Source organism: Methanorbis rubei (assembly GCF_032714495.1).
Lineage (GTDB): Archaea > Halobacteriota > Methanomicrobia > Methanomicrobiales > Methanocorpusculaceae > Methanocorpusculum > Methanocorpusculum rubei.
On sequence record NZ_JAWDKB010000007.1, the window covers coordinates 81,380 to 102,032 of the forward strand.

General features: G+C 53.2%; 19 protein-coding genes. 8 read left to right on the forward strand and 11 right to left on the reverse strand.

Going from position 1 to position 20,653, the window contains the following annotated elements; genetic code table 11:
* Positions 1–15: 15 nt before the first annotated feature.
* Positions 16–390, reverse strand: a complete 375-nt coding sequence (gene hisI / locus McpCs1_RS08390; protein WP_338096805.1) for a phosphoribosyl-AMP cyclohydrolase — start codon at positions 388–390, stop codon at positions 16–18.
* A 182-nt stretch (positions 391–572) separates the two neighbouring features.
* On the opposite strand from hisI, the gene cfbA reads away from it, so the two are divergent.
* From cfbA to cfbB, 4 genes are read left to right on the forward strand one after another with little or no spacing between them, the layout of a single operon-like run.
* Positions 573–980, forward strand: coding sequence for a sirohydrochlorin nickelochelatase (gene cfbA / locus McpCs1_RS08395; protein WP_338096806.1), 408 nt, complete (start codon positions 573–575; stop codon positions 978–980).
* 6 nt (positions 981–986) lie between these two features.
* Positions 987–2,162, forward strand: a complete 1,176-nt coding sequence (gene cfbE, locus McpCs1_RS08400; protein ID WP_338096807.1) for a coenzyme F430 synthase — start codon at positions 987–989, stop codon at positions 2,160–2,162.
* Between the two features lie 5 nt (positions 2,163–2,167).
* Positions 2,168–3,232, forward strand: coding sequence for a Ni-sirohydrochlorin a,c-diamide reductive cyclase catalytic subunit (gene cfbD, locus McpCs1_RS08405; protein WP_338096808.1), 1,065 nt, complete (start codon positions 2,168–2,170; stop codon positions 3,230–3,232).
* Entirely contained in the window at positions 3,229–4,590 is a 1,362-nt protein-coding gene (gene cfbB, locus McpCs1_RS08410) for a Ni-sirohydrochlorin a,c-diamide synthase (RefSeq protein WP_338096809.1), read from the forward strand. The genes cfbD and cfbB overlap by 4 nt, the downstream gene beginning before the upstream one ends.
* A gap of 77 nt (positions 4,591–4,667) precedes the next feature.
* Here cfbB and McpCs1_RS08415 read toward each other — a convergent pair whose 3' ends face one another.
* The 4 genes from McpCs1_RS08415 to McpCs1_RS08430 all read right to left on the reverse strand — a co-directional run bounded on the left by McpCs1_RS08415 (position 4,668) and on the right by McpCs1_RS08430 (position 6,203).
* Positions 4,668–4,865 carry a hypothetical protein gene (locus McpCs1_RS08415; RefSeq protein ID WP_338096810.1) on the reverse strand — a complete coding sequence of 66 codons (198 nt, stop codon included), beginning with the start codon at positions 4,863–4,865 and terminating at the stop codon, positions 4,668–4,670.
* Entirely contained in the window at positions 4,852–5,337 is a 486-nt protein-coding gene (locus McpCs1_RS08420; RefSeq protein WP_338096811.1) for a hypothetical protein, read from the reverse strand. The genes McpCs1_RS08415 and McpCs1_RS08420 overlap by 14 nt, the downstream gene beginning before the upstream one ends.
* A gap of 82 nt (positions 5,338–5,419) precedes the next feature.
* Complete coding sequence (locus McpCs1_RS08425) at positions 5,420–5,695, reverse strand: FmdB family zinc ribbon protein (RefSeq protein ID WP_338096812.1); 276 nt, start codon at positions 5,693–5,695, stop codon at positions 5,420–5,422.
* On the reverse strand, positions 5,688–6,203 hold the full coding sequence (locus McpCs1_RS08430) for a hypothetical protein (protein WP_338096813.1): 516 nt from the start codon (positions 6,201–6,203) through the stop codon (positions 5,688–5,690). Before McpCs1_RS08430 ends, McpCs1_RS08425 begins: the two co-directional genes overlap by 8 nt.
* 988 nt (positions 6,204–7,191) lie before the next feature.
* Here McpCs1_RS08430 and McpCs1_RS08435 point away from each other — a divergent pair.
* The 3 genes from McpCs1_RS08435 to McpCs1_RS08445 all read left to right on the forward strand — a co-directional run bounded on the left by McpCs1_RS08435 (position 7,192) and on the right by McpCs1_RS08445 (position 13,680).
* The gene (locus McpCs1_RS08435; protein ID WP_338096814.1) at positions 7,192–11,838 is read left to right on the forward strand and encodes a PGF-pre-PGF domain-containing protein; all 4,647 of its coding nucleotides are present in this window, start codon (positions 7,192–7,194) and stop codon (positions 11,836–11,838) included.
* A gap of 991 nt (positions 11,839–12,829) precedes the next feature.
* Positions 12,830–13,345, forward strand: coding sequence for a hypothetical protein (locus McpCs1_RS08440; protein ID WP_338096815.1), 516 nt, complete (start codon positions 12,830–12,832; stop codon positions 13,343–13,345).
* A 185-nt stretch (positions 13,346–13,530) separates the two neighbouring features.
* Positions 13,531–13,680, forward strand: coding sequence for a hypothetical protein (locus tag McpCs1_RS08445; RefSeq protein WP_338096816.1), 150 nt, complete (start codon positions 13,531–13,533; stop codon positions 13,678–13,680).
* A 157-nt stretch (positions 13,681–13,837) separates the two neighbouring features.
* Here the strand turns inward: McpCs1_RS08445 and metG are convergent, their stop codons facing one another.
* Entirely contained in the window at positions 13,838–15,877 is a 2,040-nt protein-coding gene (gene metG / locus McpCs1_RS08450; RefSeq protein ID WP_338096817.1) for a methionine--tRNA ligase, read from the reverse strand.
* A gap of 134 nt (positions 15,878–16,011) precedes the next feature.
* On the opposite strand from metG, the gene McpCs1_RS08455 reads away from it, so the two are divergent.
* Positions 16,012–16,803 (forward strand): hypothetical protein, encoded by a 792-nt coding sequence (locus McpCs1_RS08455; protein ID WP_338096818.1) that lies wholly within the window; start codon positions 16,012–16,014, stop codon positions 16,801–16,803.
* A gap of 197 nt (positions 16,804–17,000) precedes the next feature.
* Here the strand turns inward: McpCs1_RS08455 and McpCs1_RS08460 are convergent, their stop codons facing one another.
* From McpCs1_RS08460 to McpCs1_RS08480, 5 genes are all read right to left on the reverse strand, one after another.
* A complete protein-coding gene (locus McpCs1_RS08460; protein WP_338096866.1) occupies positions 17,001–17,552 on the reverse strand; it encodes a FumA C-terminus/TtdB family hydratase beta subunit in 552 nt (183 codons plus the stop codon).
* Entirely contained in the window at positions 17,549–18,373 is an 825-nt protein-coding gene (locus McpCs1_RS08465) for a fumarate hydratase (protein ID WP_338096819.1), read from the reverse strand. The genes McpCs1_RS08460 and McpCs1_RS08465 overlap by 4 nt, the downstream gene beginning before the upstream one ends.
* 129 nt (positions 18,374–18,502) lie before the next feature.
* On the reverse strand, positions 18,503–19,003 hold the full coding sequence (locus McpCs1_RS08470; RefSeq protein WP_338096820.1) for a 50S ribosomal protein L16: 501 nt from the start codon (positions 19,001–19,003) through the stop codon (positions 18,503–18,505).
* A 54-nt stretch (positions 19,004–19,057) separates the two neighbouring features.
* Entirely contained in the window at positions 19,058–19,840 is a 783-nt protein-coding gene (locus tag McpCs1_RS08475) for an ABC transporter ATP-binding protein (protein ID WP_338096821.1), read from the reverse strand.
* Complete coding sequence (locus tag McpCs1_RS08480; protein WP_338096822.1) at positions 19,837–20,598, reverse strand: ABC transporter permease; 762 nt, start codon at positions 20,596–20,598, stop codon at positions 19,837–19,839. Before McpCs1_RS08480 ends, McpCs1_RS08475 begins: the two co-directional genes overlap by 4 nt.
* Positions 20,599–20,653: the final 55 nt, after the last annotated feature.

The following is a 20,653-nucleotide window of genomic DNA, read 5'->3' on the forward strand; positions in this document are numbered from 1 at the left end:
AGAATATTAGGACTACTATCTCTGGCTGTAGATCTGTTCAGGGTTTTTGAGTTTTGGAAGGAGAATGCTGCCGTTGATATTGCGGAAAAAACAGCTGAAGTACCCTTCGTGACACGCACAGCCGGTCTGTTCGACGAGGTAGAGGAGACAGTCTGCATCGCAGTCCACGCGGATTTCGATGATCTTTTGCAGGTGGCCGGACTCTTCGCCTTTCTTCCAGAGTCTGTTTCTGGAACGGCTGTAGTAGTGGGCAAAGCCGGTGCTCTGAGTGAGACTGACTGCTTCTTCGTTTGCATAGGCAAACATGAGGACGGTTTTGGTTGCTGCGTCTTGGACGATTACCGGTATGAGGCCGTCGGTGTAGGTGAGGGTAGGCAGAGGTTCTGGCATGTTCTGTTGATTATATATTGGGGGTGAAGGGGATTAAGGGATTTCCTGAGATTTTGTGTGTGGTTACTCTAAACAAAACTAAAAATAAAAATCTCTCCTCCTTCACGTATCCCATACATCAGTATTACGAACCTCCTCCATTTTTCACACTTTTTTTAACCTCTCGCCGCCAATACACTATCATGAGCAAAAATGGTCTCCTGCTTGTCGGCCACGGAAGCAGACTGCAGTACAATAAAGAACTCATCACCACGACCGCGCAGATGATGGCGGATAAAACTGACAAATATCTGATAAAATCCTGTTTTATGGAAAACAGCGTCCCGACCGTTCCGGAAGGACTTGACGCAATGAGAAAAGAAGACCTTGACCTCTTAGTCGTTGTTCCCCTGTTCCTTGCCAAAGGAATCCATGTTCTCCGCGACATCCCGGGCCTTCTCGGTCTTGAGAGCGGCTCAAACCGTGGTGTCTTCACACTCGACAGCGGCAAAGAGATTCCGGTCGTTTATGCAGAGCCCATCGGCATTGACCCGCTGCTTGCAGAGCTCATGCTGAAGAATGCCGAGAACGCCGTAGCAGCGCATCTCTAAACATCTATGCGGGTACTGGTCCTTGACACAATTCACGGCGGATCTGACATTGCCAAAGCCTTGCGGCTGCGCGGCGATGAAGTTGATGCGGTGGATGTGTATCGGGGAACAGGTTTTCCCGCCGACGCTGCGGCTGAGAAAACCTATGATCTGGTAACAGCTCCCGTGCATCTGAACCCTGCATATCCTCTTCTTGCAAAAGCAAAATGCCTCACGCATCATGAGATGGTGCAGGGTCTCGTGACTGCACCCGCAGTTTCCGTTGAGATCACCGGAGCCCGCGGCAAGACCACGACCGCGTTCGCTCTCGCCTCGTTGATGAAGGGTCGCGGTATTCTACATACAAGCAGCGGCACATTTGCATACCCTGAGAAAAAATTTCTCTGGAAAAAAAGCATCACGCCTGCGTCAGTCATTGATGCCTGCACTGCTGCAGAGAAGTGCGGTGCCGAGTGGCTGATTGCTGAGGAGTCAGCAGGCGTTGCAGGCTTTGGAAGGCTTGGAATTCTGACATCTGCGGACGACTATAAAATCGCCGCAGGGACGAAAAGTGCAGTCGCCGAAAAATGCAAAAGCCTTGAACGGTGCAAAACCGTCCTTGTGCCTGAAGGTGTTCCAACGATGCCTGAGTGGCATGTCACTGAGGAACTCGTCACCGTGTCTGCCGACACGCTTTCATGGGATGGCGGCGAGCTAATAAACCCGCTTCTCAGCCTTGCCGGATACCGCGCCGCACTCTCTGCCGCCGCCGCCGCCGGGCTTTTGCTCGGCCTGCCGGTGGAAAAACTCGCAGACTTCACCGCGCTTCCCGGCCGCATGTGTCTTCTTGAAGAGAAAGGGGTTGCTGTGCTTGACAATGCAAACAGCGGCACCAATGCCGACAACACCATTGAAGCAGCAGCATATCTGCGGAAAATGCGCCCCGGCCTTCCGGTGACTCTTGTGATCGGCATGGAGCATCATGCGGTCTGCGAAGGATTTCCGGCATCTGAGATCGCTCGTGCAGTTGCGGGAGTTGCTCCCGCCCACACACTGCTGATTGCTGAGTCCGGCAGCGGCTCCGCCGCTGCTGCAACTGCTGATGCCGTCTTCACAACGCTTGACGCCGCAAAATCCGCAGCGCTTGAGTTCGCCGAACAAACCGGAGGCTGTGTCCTCCTTGCCGCAAAAACATGGAGATAAAAGAAATGAGATATGTTCAGCCCCGCCCGAGTTCGATTGTCGCAGCCCTCTACACGCTGCGGGACCTGGATGTTGACCTTGCCATTCTGCACGGTCCGTCCGGCTGTTCCTTCAAGCATGCACGCCTGCTGGAAGAGGACGGCATCCGCGTTCTGACGACCTCCCTTGGAGACGAGGAGTTCATCTTCGGCGGCCAGAGACTGCTTGAGGATGTGCTTCGATACGCCGAAGAGGAGTTTGCACCAAAGAAGATAGCCGTCGTCGGCACCTGCGTATCCATGATCATCGGCGAGGATATGGAGGCGGCAATCGAAGCGTCCGGCATTGCAACGCCCGCAGTCGCGGTGGATATCCATGCAGGATTTCGCGAAAACATCGACGGAGTGATCGCAGCACTTGAACCGGCGGCTGCGGCAGGCTGGATCACTGCCGAAGAGCTTGACCGGCAGAGAACCGTTCTCGCTGCGGCAAACGCAACTGAGCGGGCACGCGGCGCTGCCTGCAAGACGTACATCGCACCCTCGCGGGGCGACTTAAAGCATGTCGCAGCAAAGGAACTCATCGCGCTTGCTAAGTCCGGCAAACGCGGCATGGCGATCATGAATGCCAAAAAGGAGACCGCATACATGTTTGCCGACGAGCTGCTTGCGCTGCATGACGCGGTTCCTGACGCAGACATTCTCTACATTGCAAACCTTGAGGAACGCGGTCTGCCAAAAGTGCGGGGCGACGCATCCGCGATTCTTGCGCAGATGCGTGAGCGCGGGGTTGACCCTGAGCTGATCGGAGCACTTGATGAGTACGGGGCAAACGGTCCTGCGATTGCCGCACGGATTGCCGAGGTCAAACCTGACTTTGTTTTACTTGTCGGCGTTCCACACGCGCTTACCCCTGAGTCTCTTTCCGGAATTACGGTGTTCTCGGTGACCAACGGCCCGCGACAGGTGGGGCCGCTGAAGGATCAGGGGCATGCACATGTGATGGTCGAGATCGACCTGCACCCGAAGACGCTTGGTGTGCATGAGATTGTGGAGAGCGAGTTCGGGGCGGTGCTGCGGAGTCTGGTATGAAGTCGCTGCTGATCTCAGGTGACCGATCGGGTGCTGGAAAGACGAGCGTGACGCTCGCAATCGCAGGACTGCTTGCAAAGGAGTCTTCTGTGCAGACCTATAAGGTTGCGATGGATTACATCGATACTTCTTATCTTGCAGGAGTTACGGGGCGTCCCTGCTATAATCTTGACACGTTTGTGCAGACTCCGGAAGAAACCGCAGGGCTTTTTGCCTACGGTGCAAAAGGGGCAGAGTACGGGATTGTTGAAGGGGTCCGGGGTCTGTATGAGGGCGTTGATGCGCTGACTGATGTCGGGAGTACTGCATCGGTTGCGAAGCTGTTTGATCTGCCGGTTGTTCTGGTGGTGAATGCACGGAGTATTACGCGGAGCGCGGCTGCTCTCGTGAAGGGGTTTGCGGCGTTTGATCCTGATGTGCGGATTTCAGGAGTGATTTTGAATAATGTGATGGGCGACCGCCATATCAGCAAGGCGAAGCAGGCGATTGAGCATTACTGTGGTATTCCTGTTCTGGGCGCGGTGCCGCGCCGGCCTGAGATGGAGCTTGCGATGCGGCATCTGGGTCTTGTTCCGTTTCGCGAAGGGTCTGATAACTCTGAATTTTTCGAGCGGATCGATTTTATTACGGATGTTATCGGGGAGTATGTGGATATGGACGCGGTCAGGTCGGTTGCAAAGGAGAGGTCCTTCCCTGAGAATGATGTCAGCCGGATGCTTTCTTCGGAGCCGGCGTCTGAGACGCGGATTGCGGTTGCGTATGATGAGGCGTTTAATTTCTATTACGGGGAGCTTGCGGCGGTTTTACGCAGTCTTGGTGCGGATGTTGTGTATTTTAGTCCGATGCATGACCGGCTGCCGGACGCTGACGGATATATTTTCGGCGGCGGGTATCCTGAGCTGTTTTCAAAAGAGCTTGAGGCGAATGATTCGATGCGTGAGGCTGTGTTGGAGACTGCGGCAAATGATGTGCCGATGTACGCTGAGTGCGGGGGGTTGATGTATCTGACGCGGTCGCTTACGCTTGAACGCGGATGGCAGGGGCGGGAGAGCGAGCTTGCTGCTGAGATGTGCGGGGTGTTTGCGGGCGACACAAGGATGCCGGTTAAGAAGGCGCTTGGGTATGTGGTCGGGACGGCAAACGTTGCGGGCAGAAGTTTTCCTATCCGGGGCCATGAGTTCCATTACAGCGGTGTTGTGATGGATGACTGCGTGAAATATGCATACCGGCTTGACCGGGGTGTAGGTATTGCCAGCGGACGTGATGGTGCGATTGTGCATAAAACGCTTGGGTCATATGCGCATCTGATGCCGGTATCTTCTCGCGAGCTGCTTGGGAGTTTCTTTGATCTTGTGTGATCTGCATTTTAGAGTCTCATCACATTCATTCACCACTTCAACAGTACACTTACGCCACAGCCACAACAAAAAAAAGTTTAGAGCCGGAGCCTCTCCCGCTCCTTCTCCGGCATCCGCACCAGCGGCCTGCGCAGCCGGTGGTGATGCATCGCGGCCCTCACCGTTGCACGCGTGCACCCATTTCTTAAAGCGATCTCTTCGACCGTCATGCCATAAAACAACTGCCTCTTCAAAATTTTCCGGTCACACAGCCCCGGATGCTCACGCCATACCATGCTCTTTCGCCTCCGCCGCCGTGATGATCTCAGGCCCCGCCACGCGTTCGCGTGCAACAACATACGGCCCTATCTCTTCAGGTGTCAAAACCTTTCGAAGATCCGCAAGGTTCACGCGCTCATACTCTGTCACGCGGTCACCTGCGGCACTCTTTGCACACGCATACAGATATCCGCGTCCGAGGAACTTCTCGACATCACAGCTGCGCAGATGCACAACCTTCTGATGAATCTCAGGCAGTGCGTCACGCAGCTTTGCAACATTTACTTCGTAGACCGTCTTCGTCGGATGGAAGATCCGGTACTCGGCGCTCTCGACATTTTCCGCACGAATAGTCTCGATATCCAGATGATACTGTTCGAGAAATCCGAAGTGGAAGCCTTCAAACGCGTATGCAAGGTCGCGGCTGTGCAGTGCTGCCTCAAACGCGTCGTTTGGACGCGGGTGCAGTTGGGGTAACGTTGTTTTCAAAAAATGTTCGGTGTTAAAAGGGGTGTAGGTCATGGGGAGTCCTGATTTTTGGGGAATTCTTTTCTGATTTCGGTACGTTCGGTCATATGCATCCCTCCGCAGACTTTCTCTTCTCCTGCATGCGGAGACGAATCAGCTGTTTTGCTTCAGCTCTGCTGAGAACATACGTCGTGATCGTCCTCATCTCAGCCTGACTGACACGGATTGCCGTATCAGCACGGCACGAAGGGCAGCGGAGCACAGGGGCATCAGCGTCAAGAGTGCCGGTGCCGGTGATCTCGCGAAGGATGAGTGAGAAGGAAGTGCCGCATGCGGGGCAACAGTAGGTATTTCCGAAATACCCATTGGATTCAGTCATCTGCTTCCTCCGGCTCAGGCATTTCATCCCGACTGAGGCACTCAACCTCCTGCCGCAATTCGCGGTTCAGTTCTGCGCGGTGCTCGGCAAGCTGATCCGCATACGTCGTCTCATACGCCTGTATCCAGACCCGCATTTGTTCAATGGTAGGAATCCGGCCGAGGCGTTCGGTCATAGCACTCTGAAGTTCGGAAAAGAGCAGTTCGTACGCGGTCTGCGCGCCGCGGGAAGCGATCACCGGAAAGGCAAGCTCGCTTAGGATGTCAAAGTAGGTCTGCCACATCAAATCATGCGCGAGGGCTGCAGATCGTCTGGCTGCTATCCACTGAATGGTTGGAGGATCAAGGTCTCCGGTGATGTGGTGTTTGGCTGCATGGCAGCCGTAGAGAGTAACACGGGATACCGCAGTGTAGTAGGCACTTCGGCTCTGATATCCCATGTTTTTGACGAGTTTTCCCAGATTCTGGTACTCCTCGTCGGTGAGATTGGTGTAGGCATGGCGTTTCATGGCAAGGTTTTCCCTGAGGGGCGAGGAGCGAGGAGCTGTTCGGCTCCTGATGAAATGAAAGAGAGGTTCGCAGAAGCTTTCTGTCTCTCTTTCTCTCTCGCACAACTACAACCATCGAAGTATATATTTATACTATAAATGACATATATGTTACACAAGAGTATTCAGCGGGGCACATGCATTGGGATAAGAAAGAGTGTGCGGGGTCGTGGCCCGTGTGTTCTTTTTCCCTGATACATGCAACAGCTCTTAGCTCCTCGCTCCTGTTGTGCAGGAGTTGGTTCCTGGTAGACTGAACTACCATTGATGAGTGATCCGGTGTTTTGTGTAAAGCTGCAAAATGGATCAGTCATCATCAGTTTTCAAAAATTGTGTGATGTTTTGCGATACCTCCCATCGTCCGCAAGTCGGCACGACAGTATTTTGATCGGTATTTTTGGTATTTATTTTTTTGTGATTGGTTGTTCTTTTCGACAAAAGATAGTTTTATTATGGATGATTTTGGGATTTTCACTCGAAAACATCGATATTATGTCTTTCGCAAATCAGGGAGTGGGTTACTTAAACATATTTTTTGCGGCAAATTTTTGCGAAAAGAGCAGGCGCATACATCTCAGGATGAATTTGACGATTACATCCTCTCAGGATAGTATATTATCTCCTCCTTCATATTAAATCTGCCCCCTCCGCGTCTGAAATTTGGAATTCTTCTGAAATACTCGGTAGAATCACCCCGCCGCATTCGGGCTCCCTACTGGTTTTGAACAGTTTGTGAGATATTGTTTTCTTATTATGTCATTTTATTCCTCATTTTTCGATGTTTATCGCAATTTTTATTGTGTGTTTTCCGACTTTGTACGTCCTATCCTGATAGGAAATAATCGGCCGCAACTTCCTTCCGAAGAAGTGTCCGCACAATGTTTCCGGCTAAATGAATGTGGTATGTATGAATGTGGTATGTATGTGTGTGTCATTGAATGACGATTCCGTGAAAAAAATTTCGTGCAGATCATGGATGCAGTATGCCCTGCTGCTGTGTGCAGTACTGTTGTGTGCGTGTGTACTGTTTACAGCTCCGGTTGCGGCATCGCCGGATGATGCCTTTGTATTTAATGGAGGAACCTTCGCCACCGCCCAGGCTCTTGCAGTTGCCCTCGGTTCTGCTGCCACCGCCGCCGACGATACTCTCACGCTCAACCAAGATCTCCTCCTCACCGGACCGGTGAATATCACTGGAAGCATGACGATCATTGGTAACGGTCACACCATATGGCGCGGCGGCAATAACTTCTTCCTCATCAACGTCAGTGTTGGAATACTCACGCTTGGCGGACCATCAGATATATTGATCATTAATGCATCGACGGATGAATTCTACAGCAACTGCGGCTTGATTCAGGTTACCGGCTCTGGCAGTGAACTTATCATGAACGACGGTGTCACCATAACTGGTGACTCCGAAAATAACTTTTATGAGGGGGGCAGCGTCTGTATTGTCTCCGGTGGTAATTTCACTATGCATGGCGGCAACATCACCGATAACTGGGCTGGAACTGGTGGTGGCGTTTACGTCTCCGGCGGTAGCAGTTTCACTATGTACGGCGGCAACATCACCGACAACAGAGGTTCTGATGGTGGTGGCGTCTACGTCACCTCCGGTAGCAGTTTCACTATGCATGGCGGCAACATCACTGGCAACCGTGCTAGTGGTAGTGGTGGCGGTGTCCGTGTCTCCGACCCTTACCCCTACACCGGCTCTTTCTTCACTATGGACGGCGGTAAAATCTTCGGCAACCGTGCTGGTGATGGCGGCGGTGTCTATGTTGGTGTTGTCGGCAATTTCACTATGAACGGCGGTGAAATTTTCGACAACATTGTGACTCAGTATGGCGGTGGCGTCAGGGTTTATGGCCTTAACGCTGTGTTCACTATGAATAACGGCAAGATATTCAATAATACTGCACAGTATGGCGGTGGCGTCGATCTCGAGGGGTACGGCGGTGGCAGTTTCACTATGGGCGGCGGCGAAATCTCCGGTAACACTGCGACTAATAAGGGTGGTGGTATCAGGTCAAGTGGCGATGTCACTATTGACGACGGCGAAATTTCCGGTAATACTGCACAGAATGGCGGTGGTGCCTTCCTTTACGGCAACAGTTTCACGATGCATGCCGGCAAAATCTCCGGCAACACCGGATCTACATATGCTGCTATCGGATTCGAGAAATTAGAATTCGCCACAACATCATTTCTCATGACCGGCGGCGAGATCTCTCACAACATCGCGAAAGAATCCGACGGTGCTGCCATTGGATTCAATAGCTCAAATCCTATTGTTGTGATCGTTACCATCACCGACGGCAGCATCATACACAATCAGGGTCACGCTATCAGTCAGAGCGGCGGCTTAAATACCCAAGGCACCTACAACATCGGGGGGACCACTCTCTTTCTCAACAACACCGGCAGCCATTTCTACATGAAGTCAGGCGATGCAACCCTCAACCTCACCGGCGGCGAATACAAAAAAGGAGAAAATACTGTCAACCTGCTCGACACGTCAGGCAAGACTGCTGTTTATCTCTCAGGCCCGGTCACCTTCGACGCTGACCTTCCGTTCACTCTCAACAGCAAGGACTCCACGGTAACCGTCAACGGAGAGTTCACCGGTATGATTCACAGCTTCAATCCGATCGCAGAAGATCTCGACAACGTAGCACTCATCACAGTTGACAACACAAAGACAACTCAGAAACCATCCGAACTTCTCAGCAGATTTGCCCTTCTTGACACCAAAAAGTGGACACTTGTCGCTGACGACAACACAGACACCATCAAAACCGTTATTAACAAACCGATTGCCCTCGCGGGTTCGGGCAACGTCACCGTCACCTGGATCAACGCAACTGTTGCCAACGTCAGCATCCGGCTCGACCCGAACGCCAACGACGCAACCGACGTCTATGTCAGACTCGGCAGCAGTGAGTCGCAGAAACTCTCCGGCGGCACCTTCGTCAAAGGCTCCACCATCAGTGACCTTCAGGTCACCGGCCTTACCGCAGGGACCTCCTACTCTGTTGCCGCCGTCCTCAAAAACACCGGCATCAGCTCAAGTGAGTTCACCTCTTCGAACCTTCTGGACACAACCTCCCCGACACCTCACACAGTCACCATCACCGGAACAGGAGGCGCACCTCTGCCTGACGGCGGTGCCAATCTTGGACAGGGCAAGAGCATGACCTTCGGCGTCCTCGTCTATGATGCAAGCGACAAACTCCTCAAAGACGAACCGGTCACCTGGAGTAAAACCGGAGCCTTCACAATCGAAGGAACGAAAACCGCCACCACCATCACCCTGACCGGCGGCAGCAGTGACGGAACTGACACCCTCACTGCAACCGCCGGCGGCGCTACCGGAACTGCATCCATCAGTGTAACCACAGACACACCGACCAAACTTACCGTTAATGCTGACAAACAGACAATCGCTCTCGGCGACAGTGTATCTCTCACCCCGATAGCGACAGATAACGGCGGCAAACAGTTCGCCGGATACGACGTCGAGTGGACTGTCAGTCCGTCCGGCACCATTGCAGACAGCAAAACAGGCGCAGCCGCAGCATTCACCCCGACAGTCGCAGGCAGTTACACCATCACAGCATCCGTCAGCGATCCGTCTCTTACCGCACAGACCACCATCACCGTCGTTGCCAAACCAACAATCACCACCCAGCCGCAGAGCGCAACCTACATCAAAGGCCAGACCGCAGCCCAACTCACCGTAACCGCGTCCGGTGCCGCACTCGGCTACCAGTGGCAGAAATCCACTGACCCGAGCTTTAATGCAGACGTCAGTACTGTCGGAACCAATAGTAGAACCTACCCTCCTGACATCAGCACTGCAGGCACCACCTACTACCGCGTAAACGTCACCAACACTCAGAACGACTTTGTCACCCACACCTACAGCAGTGCGGCAATGATCACCGTCCTCGAACCAACCGCAGACAAGATCGAACTCAATAAAACATCCGTCACCATCCAGAAAGAGGGTGCCGCCGCCCAAATCACTGCAACTGCAAAAAACACTACCCTTGACACAAATCTTGACACTGCCGTGATCACCTGGTCAATCGAAACCGGCGGCGAATACGTATCCATCACTCAGGCTGGAAACACTGTCACCATCACCGGCAAACAGGCAGGAACCGCTGTCATCAGCGCATCATCCGGCAGCGCTGCGGCAAAGGCAACCGTCATCGTCACCGACCAGACCGTAACAACCCATACCATCACTGCCAGTGCAGGCACCGGTGGCAGCATCAACCCGAATGGTGAAATTCCTGTCGTCGAAGGAAGTAGTCAGGGTTTCACCATCACCCCTGACACCGGCTACGAAATTACAAACGTCATAGTTGACGGAACATCCGTCGACGCTGTCAACTACTACAAGTTCGACTCTGTAATGGAATCCCACACCATCGCTGCAACGTTCACCGCAACCTCCTACACCATCACCGCAAGTGCAGGCCCAGGCGGCAGCATCAGCCCGAGCGGAGCAGTCACCGCCGCCCCGGGAGATGACAAATCCTTCACCATCACTGCGGCAACCGGCTACAAAATTGCAGACGTCAAAGTTGACGGAACATCCGTCGGTGCTGCCAGCAGCCACACCATCGAAAACATTCAGGCAGCTTGCACCATCCGTGCAGAGTTTTCAGAGCTCCCTCCCTCCACTGTTACCATCACCGCGACAGCAGGTCCCGGCGGCAGCATCAGCCCGAGCGGAGCTGTCTCTGTCACTTCGGGAGATGACAAATCCTTCAGCATCAATCCCGCAGACGGCTACAAAATTGCAGATGTCAAAGTTGATGGAAGATCTGTTGGTGCGGTCTCCAGCTACACTATCCAAAACATTGTGGCAGACCATACCATCGCTGCAACCTTCACCGGTGTACCGACCCCTGTCCCGACGGGTGGAGGTTCCTCTGACGGTGGATACAGCGGCTCAACCAGTGCAGGCATCAGCCTGACCGGTAGTGTATCCTTCGGCAGCTCGGTCGGATTCACCAGTGTAGACTTCCCTCAGGGAACCACAGGAACCGTGGTCCTGAACACCAAACCCTCAGGAATTCCGGAGCCACAGAACAGTTACCTTGTCAGTGACATCTCGGCCCCCTCATTCCAGGGCTCAGCCCAGGTTGAGTTCAGTGTCCCTGCAGCACTCATCAGAGATCAGGGACTTGGTGTGAACGACGTCGTCCTCCGTCACTACGTAAACGGCGAATGGGTAAACCTCCCGACGTTCTTCATCGGCGAAGAGCGTGGTGCAGCACACTACGTTGCAACAACGTCCAGCTTCTCACCCTTTGCCATCGTCTATGAAAAAGGCGGGGCATCAACCGTTGAGAAGTCCACGCCGCAGCCGACCGTTGCCGCAGGCACTGCCGCTGCAACGTCAGCAGCAACAGCCTCTGCAACAAATGCTCAGGCATCTGCGGCCACCCCTGTTCCAACGAACCCCGCAGGCAGCGCTGCAACCGCAGCACCCACGCTCACCCAGGCCCCCGTACCGGTTGCCGGAGCACTCTTCGGACTGCTTGCAGCCTGTGTAATGCTAAGGAGAAGGAACTAATCCTTCTTTTTTATTTTTTCCATCTCGTAAAAGTGACCACTTCATCGTCTGGCAACATTTCATCTCAATTCCAATCAGCGAATGCTGCACCGGCGGCACATGGCAATCATCCGATACCCACCAATGATGAACCGGGCAATAATTCCGGCCCGCTAAAAAAAAATCGTAAAAGCAGATGTGGTTGGTGTTTTGCACCATGCTTCACTAAAGATCAATATTGTTCATCACAAACAGCACACACGTCGGATGATGCCGGCCGTAACCGGTGAATCCACCGGTCGGGATCGACTTGTCGGAAAATTTTAGCTGCAGATTTCATACAAGTCTCCACACCCAAATCCCGTCCATTCCTTCCGATCTCCCAATCTTTCCAGAAATCAGCCACTGCTGCACCGGCGGCACATGGCATCATCCGATAACCCAACCATGATGAACCGGGCCATAATTCCGGGCCCGTAAAAAAAATCGTAAAAGCCAATGTTGCAGTTTTTGTACTGCAACACATCACCTAAAATGTTCCCGCGATAGAGACGCGGAAACATTTTGTTCATCACAAACAGCACACATATCGGATGATGTCGGCCGTTACCGGTGAAACACCGGTCGGGATACCTGACTTGTCACAAGAGTTTGCTACAGGCTCCATGCAAGTCCCCACACCCATATCCCGCAATAGACAAGTGATAATCCATGAACATTACCAGAGCTTTCTTCGCTATAATAGTTCTCTTTGGCATGTGTACCGGCTTCATGATAATCATCTATCTGATGATGAAATAAATCCGTGAACAAAAACACATCCTATTTTTCCAGAAATTTTATGCGCTCTCCCTCTTCGCCACACCAAATTCTCACCAAATCACTCCGTTCTTTTACATCAAGAACAACCAAAAACACACATTAATGCATCAATAAGTTCAATATAATATACAGAGGCAGGGCATCACCACCCAACGAAAAACACCCGCACCCTGCCTCGGGAACAGAAGAAATGCCCCTCGATTTCACCCCCACCTCTATTGTGAAAGCAGCAAAACGCAGCTTCACCGTACCGATCACAACCGCGACCGCGTTTGACGCAAACATCGCCGCACTCAAAGCAGCCGACAACCCTCTTGGTGCAACCGCGTATCAGACTGCGGGCGCGTCCGTTGACGGCGTCACCATCGCAAACGAGTACTACAAGGCGACCATCGCCTACCTCAGTCCGCTTGGCGAGGTGATCGGCAGCGTCGTCATCGACGCACCCACCCGCAGCAGCTACGATGTGATCGTTGCCCACATCCTTGCAGACACTGCTCTCACCGCGAAGTTTGCCGCAGACGCAGTCGCCGACCGCGACAACACCAAAGATTCCTGGAACGTCCGGCTCAAGATTCACGACCCGACCGGCGAGATCTACTTCCTCAACTTCACCAGAAAGGATCTTCGGATCAGCTCTTATGAGAATGATGCGATTCTTGCCAAGGTCGATGCGTGGGCAGACGGGGTTAACTCCCTGAATTGAAACGGCCCGGAATCAGTCGCAAACCTACGGTTTGCTTCTCTCCCCTGCAAGCAGGATCGCTCTCGTAATCGCATGCCGCTCTGCGGCCTGCTTTACAACTCCTTTCAGGAGTCGCCCCATCGGGACTCGGTCTCACGGTTGATTGAGATTATTTGAACAATAAACAAGAAAAAAGGAGAAACATCATGGACACAATCACCACCATCCTCATTATCGGTATTGCAGCACAGGGCATTACCGGCGCCGTCCTCATCCTCGCTGGCCCCATCTATGCGTGGAACGACAGATGGCTTGATCGTACTCATCGAACAACTGCCGATGAAGACCGGGAGTAAGAAAACTCCCGAACTATTTTTTCGCAAAACTCATTTTTCCCATTCAACCGTGAGACCGAGTCCCAAAGGGACGAGAGATGCCGAGCCGATATATTTGTGTGGGGGTGCCCCGCCCGACGGGCGGGTCCAACCCCACATTACGAATGTGTCGGGGCGGTTAATGGACCTTCGTCCCCGGAGCCACATCGAGAAGCGGAACAAGCAGAGATGCCGATTCACCCGCGGCGAACAGCATACCATTGCTCTCCTCTCCCCGGAACTTCGCCGGTTTCAGGTTCACCACCACGATGATCTTCTTACCAACCATCTCCTCAGGCGTATAACTCAGAGCAATGCCAGAAACAATCTGGCGGACCTCGGTTCCCACATCCACCTGCAACCTCAGCAGCTTCTCCGTCTTTGGCACCTTCTCAGCCTTCACCACCAGACCCACACGGAGGTCCAGCTTTGCCACATCATCGATACTGATAATTTCCTCTGAAAACGGCTCAATCTCAACTTTCACTTCTTCACTCATAGTATTCTTACCTGCTGCCTTATTCTGTGCCTCAATCGCACGCTTTGCAAGCGTAGCCTCAAGGTCCTCACGCTGCTTGTCCTCAATTCTCGCAAACAACGGGTAAATCTCCCCCAGTGTTCTGTTCTCAAACGGCACCAGAGCATCCGCAATTGGATGGCTCTCGATATCATCCGCATAACCGAGCATTGCCCACAGTCTCTGTGCCGAATCCGGCATCACCGGCTGAATCAGCAGCGCACATGCCTTCACAATCTGTAAACAGTTCTTCAGCACTGCCGCTGCCGCCGCCGGATCCTCCTTAATCAGTTTCCACGGAGCAGCGTTCGAGATGTAACTGTTGCCGTAACCTGCAAGCAGAAGGATACCGTCAACCGCAGCCTTAAACTCATATGCCCGCACTGCCTCTTCAACAGACGCAAGCGTCTTTGCAATCTCATCAAAGATCTCCTGCGCAACAGGAACATCCGGCACATCGCCGAACTTCGTTTTAACAAGCGTCATACTGCGGTTTGCAAAGTTACCGAAGGTATTGACCAGCTCATTATTGATCCGTGCCTGAAACTCCTTCCAGGAGAAGTCCAGCTCGCGGGTGTGGCTCGTATAGGCAAGCAGATAATATCTGAGATAATCTGCCGGAAGACCCTTCTCCAGATAATCCTCCTTCGTCCAGACCACATATCCGCGTGACTTGGAGAACTTCTGGCCGTCAATCGTCACCATGCCGCTCGCAACAACCGCAGACGGCGGCTGATATCCTGCGCCGTGCAGCATTGCAGGCCAGAACACGCAGTGGTGGTAGATGATATCTGAGCCGATGAAGTGCACGCGGTCGCCCTCGCACCAGTACTTCTGCCAGCTGCCGCCGGTGGCAGCTGCCCACTCCTCGGTAAAGGAGATGTAGCCGATCGGAGCGTCCACCCACACATAACAGACGAGGCCCTCGGCGTCCGGTGACGGGAACTTTACGCCCCAGTCCATCATCCGGGTGATGCACCAGTCAGTCAGCTCGTTTTCAACCCAGCCGATCGCATAGTTGCGGGCATTGATGGTTCCTTTAAGGGTTGGAAGATACTCCAGCAGATAGTCTCTGAACTCGCTGAGTTTGAAGTAAAAGTGCTTCTGTTCGCGAAGTTCTGCTTTTGTTCCGCAGGTGGCGCAGACGGGATCAAGGATCTCTCCCGGTTCAAGGTGTCTGCCGCAGCCCTGGTCGCACTCGTCGCCGCGGGCATGTTTGCCGCAGTAGGGGCAGGTGCCTTCCACATACCGGTCAGGCAGGAACCGCTTGCAGTTTGGGCAGTAGCTCTGCTGAATGGTCTTTTCATAGACGTATCCTTTCTCAATCAGGGTTTTGAGAATTGAGGTGGTTCGGTTGTGGTTGGTCGAATCATCGGTCATGCCGAACCGGTCGAACCGGATTCCCATGGATTTGAATACTTCGTCGAAGTGTGCATGGTAGTGTTCGGAGACGGCTCTGGGAGTGGTGTGTTCCGTTTCCGCGGTGACGACGATCGGGGTTCCGTGGTTGTCGGAACCACAGATGAAGACGATGTCGTCGCCAAGCCGCCGAAGGTAACGGACGTAAAAGTCGCCGGGTATGTAGGTCCTCAGGTGGCCAAGGTGGCAGAGACCGTTGGTATAGGGAAGACCACAGGTGACGACTGTCGGCTTATTGGTCATAGTGGTTACTAATTTGGCGCGGAGATGGTATTAGGGTTGTTACCTTTCCGTTGCCGATTCAAAAATACCACTGTATCGGCATTTGGAGCATGATTAAATACTTCAGTGACTTATCTGCTCATAAGTGAATAGAATTGCGTGAACGCTCGTTTCCGGTACGAAGTCTCGGGTCTGCAAAGCCTTCCCCTCCCGCGGCTGAAGAGCTGGGGAAATGGATTCTGGATCATGCGGGCAAGACCGTTGATCTGACCACTTGGGAGATAGAAACCTCTCTTCACGCCCAGCTGCCGGCGGTCACCCATCCTGCCTGCGGCGGAATGTTCTATCAGACGAGAGTTGCAGCGGCATTTTCCAATATTTCCGATCATACCATTACGGCAGAGTTTGATCTGATTCCTGACGATATCCTTGCCGACTGTTCTGCGGCAGAAAAGATCTCCCGCAGATGCTGGTGGGCGGTTCCTTCTCCTCAGGCACTGCATTATACAGATGCCTACTTCGGCGATGCCGATGATGCGTCAGCCGAGCTCGCAGACGCTGTGACTGATCTCTGCCGTCTGATGCGGGATGCCGGCACCGCAGGCCATGTGCTCATCTATGATGATGCGCCGGACGCGGTTGATCTGGAGCATTTCTCAGGCAGACGCTATCTCCGGTATGTGCCCGACGCCTACCTTGCTGATGTCCTTGAGGTGCAGCGGGACCTTATTCTTTCCAAGGATGCCGTGCCCAAACTTGCAGGCCTTGCCGACTGCTACACCATCCGGCAGGTCTGTGTGACCGACCCTGATGCCGAGGCCCTTACTGCGGTCTGCCGGTTGTTTGATCCTGAGGATGTCTCTATCGCCGGAACCGCGCCTGAGGACGGTCAGAACGAGTACTGGAAAAATCTTGCAGACCTGCGGATACGGTTCGCGGATCTGTGAAGTTGGGATGCCGCCTCCTTAGGATTTTCCGTGGAGCAGAGAGCAGACCAAAAGCATGCGATTCATGTTTACTCCAAATAAAATCAAGGATAAAAATCCCAAAAACGAAAAAGTATCCATACAAAAAATTGAATTGAGCGAAAACAAATGCGGCAGACGGCTCATCAAACGCCTGCCGCAGTATAAAAACCAGACCTTTATTTTTCCCAGTGCAGCTGCTGGTATCGCTCAGCGACACCCTTTGCCACATCGGCAAACAGATCGCCGCCGTGCGCATCGATGCCCACTACAAGCGGCATATCCTTTATCCGAATCTCCCAGACCGCCTCTGCCATACCAAGCTCTGGATAGTGGCAGGCAGCAAGCTCCATACAGGATGCTGCAAGTGCGGCGCAGCCTCCCGTGAACGCGAAGTAGACCGCTCTGCCGGACAGAGCCTCGCGGGCTTCTGCTGACATCCCGCCCTTTCCGATCAGTGCCCGCACCCCTGCATCGATCATCGGTTTTGTGAGCGAGTTCATCCGGGCAGACGTTGTCGGGCCTGCCGCAACAATCACGCCCTTCTCCGTGTCCACCACCGGACCGCAGTGGTAAATAACCGCTCCCTTCGGATCGAACGGAAAACCCTCTTCGCGGATCTTCAGATGCGCCTCATCGCGTGCTGTATAGATGGTGCCCGACAGCAGTACGCGGTCTCCTGCCTTCAGATCCAGCACCTCAGCGCCCAGCGGCGTCGTCAGGCGGATCACAATTCCACCTCCCGGATACCGCGCCGGCAGCACCAGCACTGGATGTTCACCGCGACCGGCAGCGATGCCGTGTGGCAGAATCCGCGCTTTACCTTCACCGCAAGCGCAGTCGTATCTCCGCCAAGCCCCATCGGCCCGATACCGAGCGTATTGATCGCATCGCAGAGCTCCTGCTCATACGCATCCATCACATCGATTCGTTCGAGCAGTGCCTCTTTGGCAAGCGCTGCCGCACCGTCGAATGTTCCGCCGATACCAACGCCTACCACAATCGGCGGACAGGGTCTGGCACCTGCCGCCATTACCACATCCACCACGAACTTGGGAATATCCGCGGTCTGCGACGGCAGCATCATTTTAATCTGCGACATATTTTCTGAGCCTGCCCCTTTCGGCAGCACCGTCACTCGCAGTGTGTCCCCGGGAAGTATATGCACCGGCTGCAGTCCTTGGCCTGTATTGTCCCCGCTGTTGTGCCGCGAGATCGGGTCCACCGCATTTGGCCGGAGCGGCACCGATGCCGTTGCTCTTCGGATCCCTTCGCTAATTGCATCATACAGCTCCTTTGTTACGGGAACCGTTGGCGGCACCGTCAGATATACCACAGGAATTCCCGTGTCCTGACAGATCGGGACCGAGAGACTCTTTGCCTTATCGAGATTCTCCAGAATGTTCGCAAGCTCGCCGCGTGCAACCGGATTCGTTTCCGCAGCTGCTGCATGCATCAGGGCAGCCTCGACGTCAGGGGGAAGAAAAATCTCCGCATCGCGTGTAGCCTCCGCAACTGCTGAGGCAAGGCGTTCAAACAACAGAGAACTCATGTGATGAGTATATTGCAAAAGAAACAGATTAAGACTGTCGCTTGGGATAGCTTCGCATCCACAATAAAAAACAACAAAAAAACTCAGAGAAAATTGAAAATATGGTATTGATTGAGAGCCAGGATTGGCTTAATTCTCAACAATAATACGTGTTGGCGTGGGCAGCTTGTATCCGCTGTGCAGAAGTGCGTCCTTTGCCTGGTCAATGTACTGCGGGCTGGTCCAGACGGTAAAGATACGCTGTCTTGGTGCCACACGTGCTGCAGTTCCGACTGCCTTGCCGAATGCAAGACGCATACCCTCAGACACACGGTCTGCACCTGCGCCGGTTGCCTGCTTGTGTTCGCGGAGAACGTGGTGCGGGTAGGGGCGGATCTTGAGGTGGAAGTTGCTTCTTCCGACATCCTTCATCAGGCGTCTGTTCATGTTGATACGTGCCGCTTCCATTGCTGTGTGGCGGATCTGGCATGCCTCAAGTGCTTCAAGGTGAATTGCAACCGGGAATTCGGCTGAAAGGTTACCCATATCAAACTGTACAACCTTTACGCCTGGCACACCACCCATGTATTCACGGCGGCAGTATGCCTTCTTGGCAAGGTTGCGGTACATTCTTGCTGGTTTTCTTACCATGTCAAATAACTCCTCGCTCTCTAAATGTGCTAATCATGTTTGGTTGAAATCCTATTAAATGTTCTGATTGCCGGTTTCCAGTTCCTCAATCATATGCAGGACTTTTTTACGGTACTGGGCAAACTCAACGCTCGTTCTTTCTCTTGGACGCTGGAGGGAAATCGTATCAATTTCATGTACGCGGCCCGGTCGCGGTGTAAGAATCACAATCCTGTCCGCGAGATAGACCGCCTCATCAACGCTGTGCGTCACAAAGAGGATCGTCTTTTTGGTCTTCTGCCAGATGTTCAGAAGCTCACGCTGCATCTTGTTTCTTGTCTGGGCATCAAGAGCGCCAAACGGCTCGTCCATCAGCATAACCGCAGGATCGGTTGCAAGAGCGCGCGCAACCGCTGCACGCTGGCGCATTCCGCCCGACAGCTCATATGGATAACTGTCGGCAAACGCCTCAAGCCCCACCAGCTTCAGCTGCTTCTCCACCTCGATCTTTCGCTGCTCAGCAGGAACGCCGGTCATCTCAAGACCGAACCCGACGTTCTCGGCAACAGTTCTCCAAGGGTAGAGTGAATACTCCTGAAACACCATCGTCATCTTCGGCGAAGGACCGTTCACGACTTTTCCGTCGATTGTGATCTCGCCTGACGTCGGGATGTCAAGACCGCTGATCATGCGAAGCAGCGTTGTCTTGCCGCAACCGGACGGGCCTAAGAGGCAGACGAACTCTCCGTCATGAATCTCAAGATTCACATCTTCAAGAGCAGTAACCGTTCCTTTCCGTGTCTCAAACTTTTTTGTTGCGTGGTTGACCCGCACCCAGACTTTGTCATAGTCGCTCATTTGTCAAGCGCCTCCCAGCCGAACTTTTTCTTCTGCACATACTGGAAAAACTGGTCCATCACAATACCGATGATACCAATCGCAATCATACCGGCAATCACGATCTGAACCTGACCCCAGTTGTAGGTGTACATGATCATATAACCAAGACCAGATACCGTTCCGGGCAGCATCTCGGCTGCAACCACGCTCATCCAGGCAATGCCAAAGCCAACCCGAAGACCGCTCCAGATGGCAGGCCCTGCTGCAGGTACGATAACTTTGGTTAAAACCTGTGTTTCACTTGCCTGGTAAATACGTGCGGTTTCAACCCAGCTCTTTCTGACGCGTTTAACGCCGTCAATGGTATTGACCAGAATCGGAAATATGCATCCGATAACGATGATAAATTCAATGGATCCAAGACCGATGCCAAACCATGCAAGGGAAAGCGGCACCCATGCCATTGGCGGGATTGGCCGGAGAATTTGAATCATTCCATCAGAAAACTCTTCCAGCAGTTTATAGCGTCCGAGAAGGATTCCCAACGGAACTGCAATAATGCATGCAATGATGAATCCTAACGATACCCGGTAAATACTAATCAACGAATTATCTACAAGACTGCCGGAGCCGAAAAGATCAGCAAACGGTGTGGCAAAAACTGCCAGAACGTTTTCCACTCGCGGCAAAATATAGGCATTATTTATCAGAATTGCCGCGATCTCCCAACCCAGAACGAATAATGCAGGGAGTATCAGCTTAAAGTACCATTTCATGGATTGTCTATCACCACCCGGTTTTCTGGTAGTAGTATGAAACCTGACCGGTTAT

Coding starts and splice junctions, on each gene's coding strand:
- hisI (WP_338096805.1), bottom strand. CDS start 390: ATGCCAGAACCTCTGCCTACCCTCACCTACACCGACGGCCTCATACCG.
- cfbA (WP_338096806.1), top strand. CDS start 573: ATGAGCAAAAATGGTCTCCTGCTTGTCGGCCACGGAAGCAGACTGCAG.
- cfbE (WP_338096807.1), top strand. CDS start 987: ATGCGGGTACTGGTCCTTGACACAATTCACGGCGGATCTGACATTGCC.
- cfbD (WP_338096808.1), top strand. CDS start 2,168: ATGAGATATGTTCAGCCCCGCCCGAGTTCGATTGTCGCAGCCCTCTAC.
- cfbB (WP_338096809.1), top strand. CDS start 3,229: ATGAAGTCGCTGCTGATCTCAGGTGACCGATCGGGTGCTGGAAAGACG.
- McpCs1_RS08415 (WP_338096810.1), bottom strand. CDS start 4,865: ATGGTATGGCGTGAGCATCCGGGGCTGTGTGACCGGAAAATTTTGAAG.
- McpCs1_RS08425 (WP_338096812.1), bottom strand. CDS start 5,695: ATGACTGAATCCAATGGGTATTTCGGAAATACCTACTGTTGCCCCGCA.
- McpCs1_RS08430 (WP_338096813.1), bottom strand. CDS start 6,203: ATGAAACGCCATGCCTACACCAATCTCACCGACGAGGAGTACCAGAAT.
- McpCs1_RS08440 (WP_338096815.1), top strand. CDS start 12,830: ATGCCCCTCGATTTCACCCCCACCTCTATTGTGAAAGCAGCAAAACGC.
- McpCs1_RS08445 (WP_338096816.1), top strand. CDS start 13,531: ATGGACACAATCACCACCATCCTCATTATCGGTATTGCAGCACAGGGC.
- metG (WP_338096817.1), bottom strand. CDS start 15,877: ATGACCAATAAGCCGACAGTCGTCACCTGTGGTCTTCCCTATACCAAC.
- McpCs1_RS08465 (WP_338096819.1), bottom strand. CDS start 18,373: ATGAGTTCTCTGTTGTTTGAACGCCTTGCCTCAGCAGTTGCGGAGGCT.
- McpCs1_RS08470 (WP_338096820.1), bottom strand. CDS start 19,003: ATGGTAAGAAAACCAGCAAGAATGTACCGCAACCTTGCCAAGAAGGCA.
- McpCs1_RS08475 (WP_338096821.1), bottom strand. CDS start 19,840: ATGAGCGACTATGACAAAGTCTGGGTGCGGGTCAACCACGCAACAAAA.
- McpCs1_RS08480 (WP_338096822.1), bottom strand. CDS start 20,598: ATGAAATGGTACTTTAAGCTGATACTCCCTGCATTATTCGTTCTGGGT.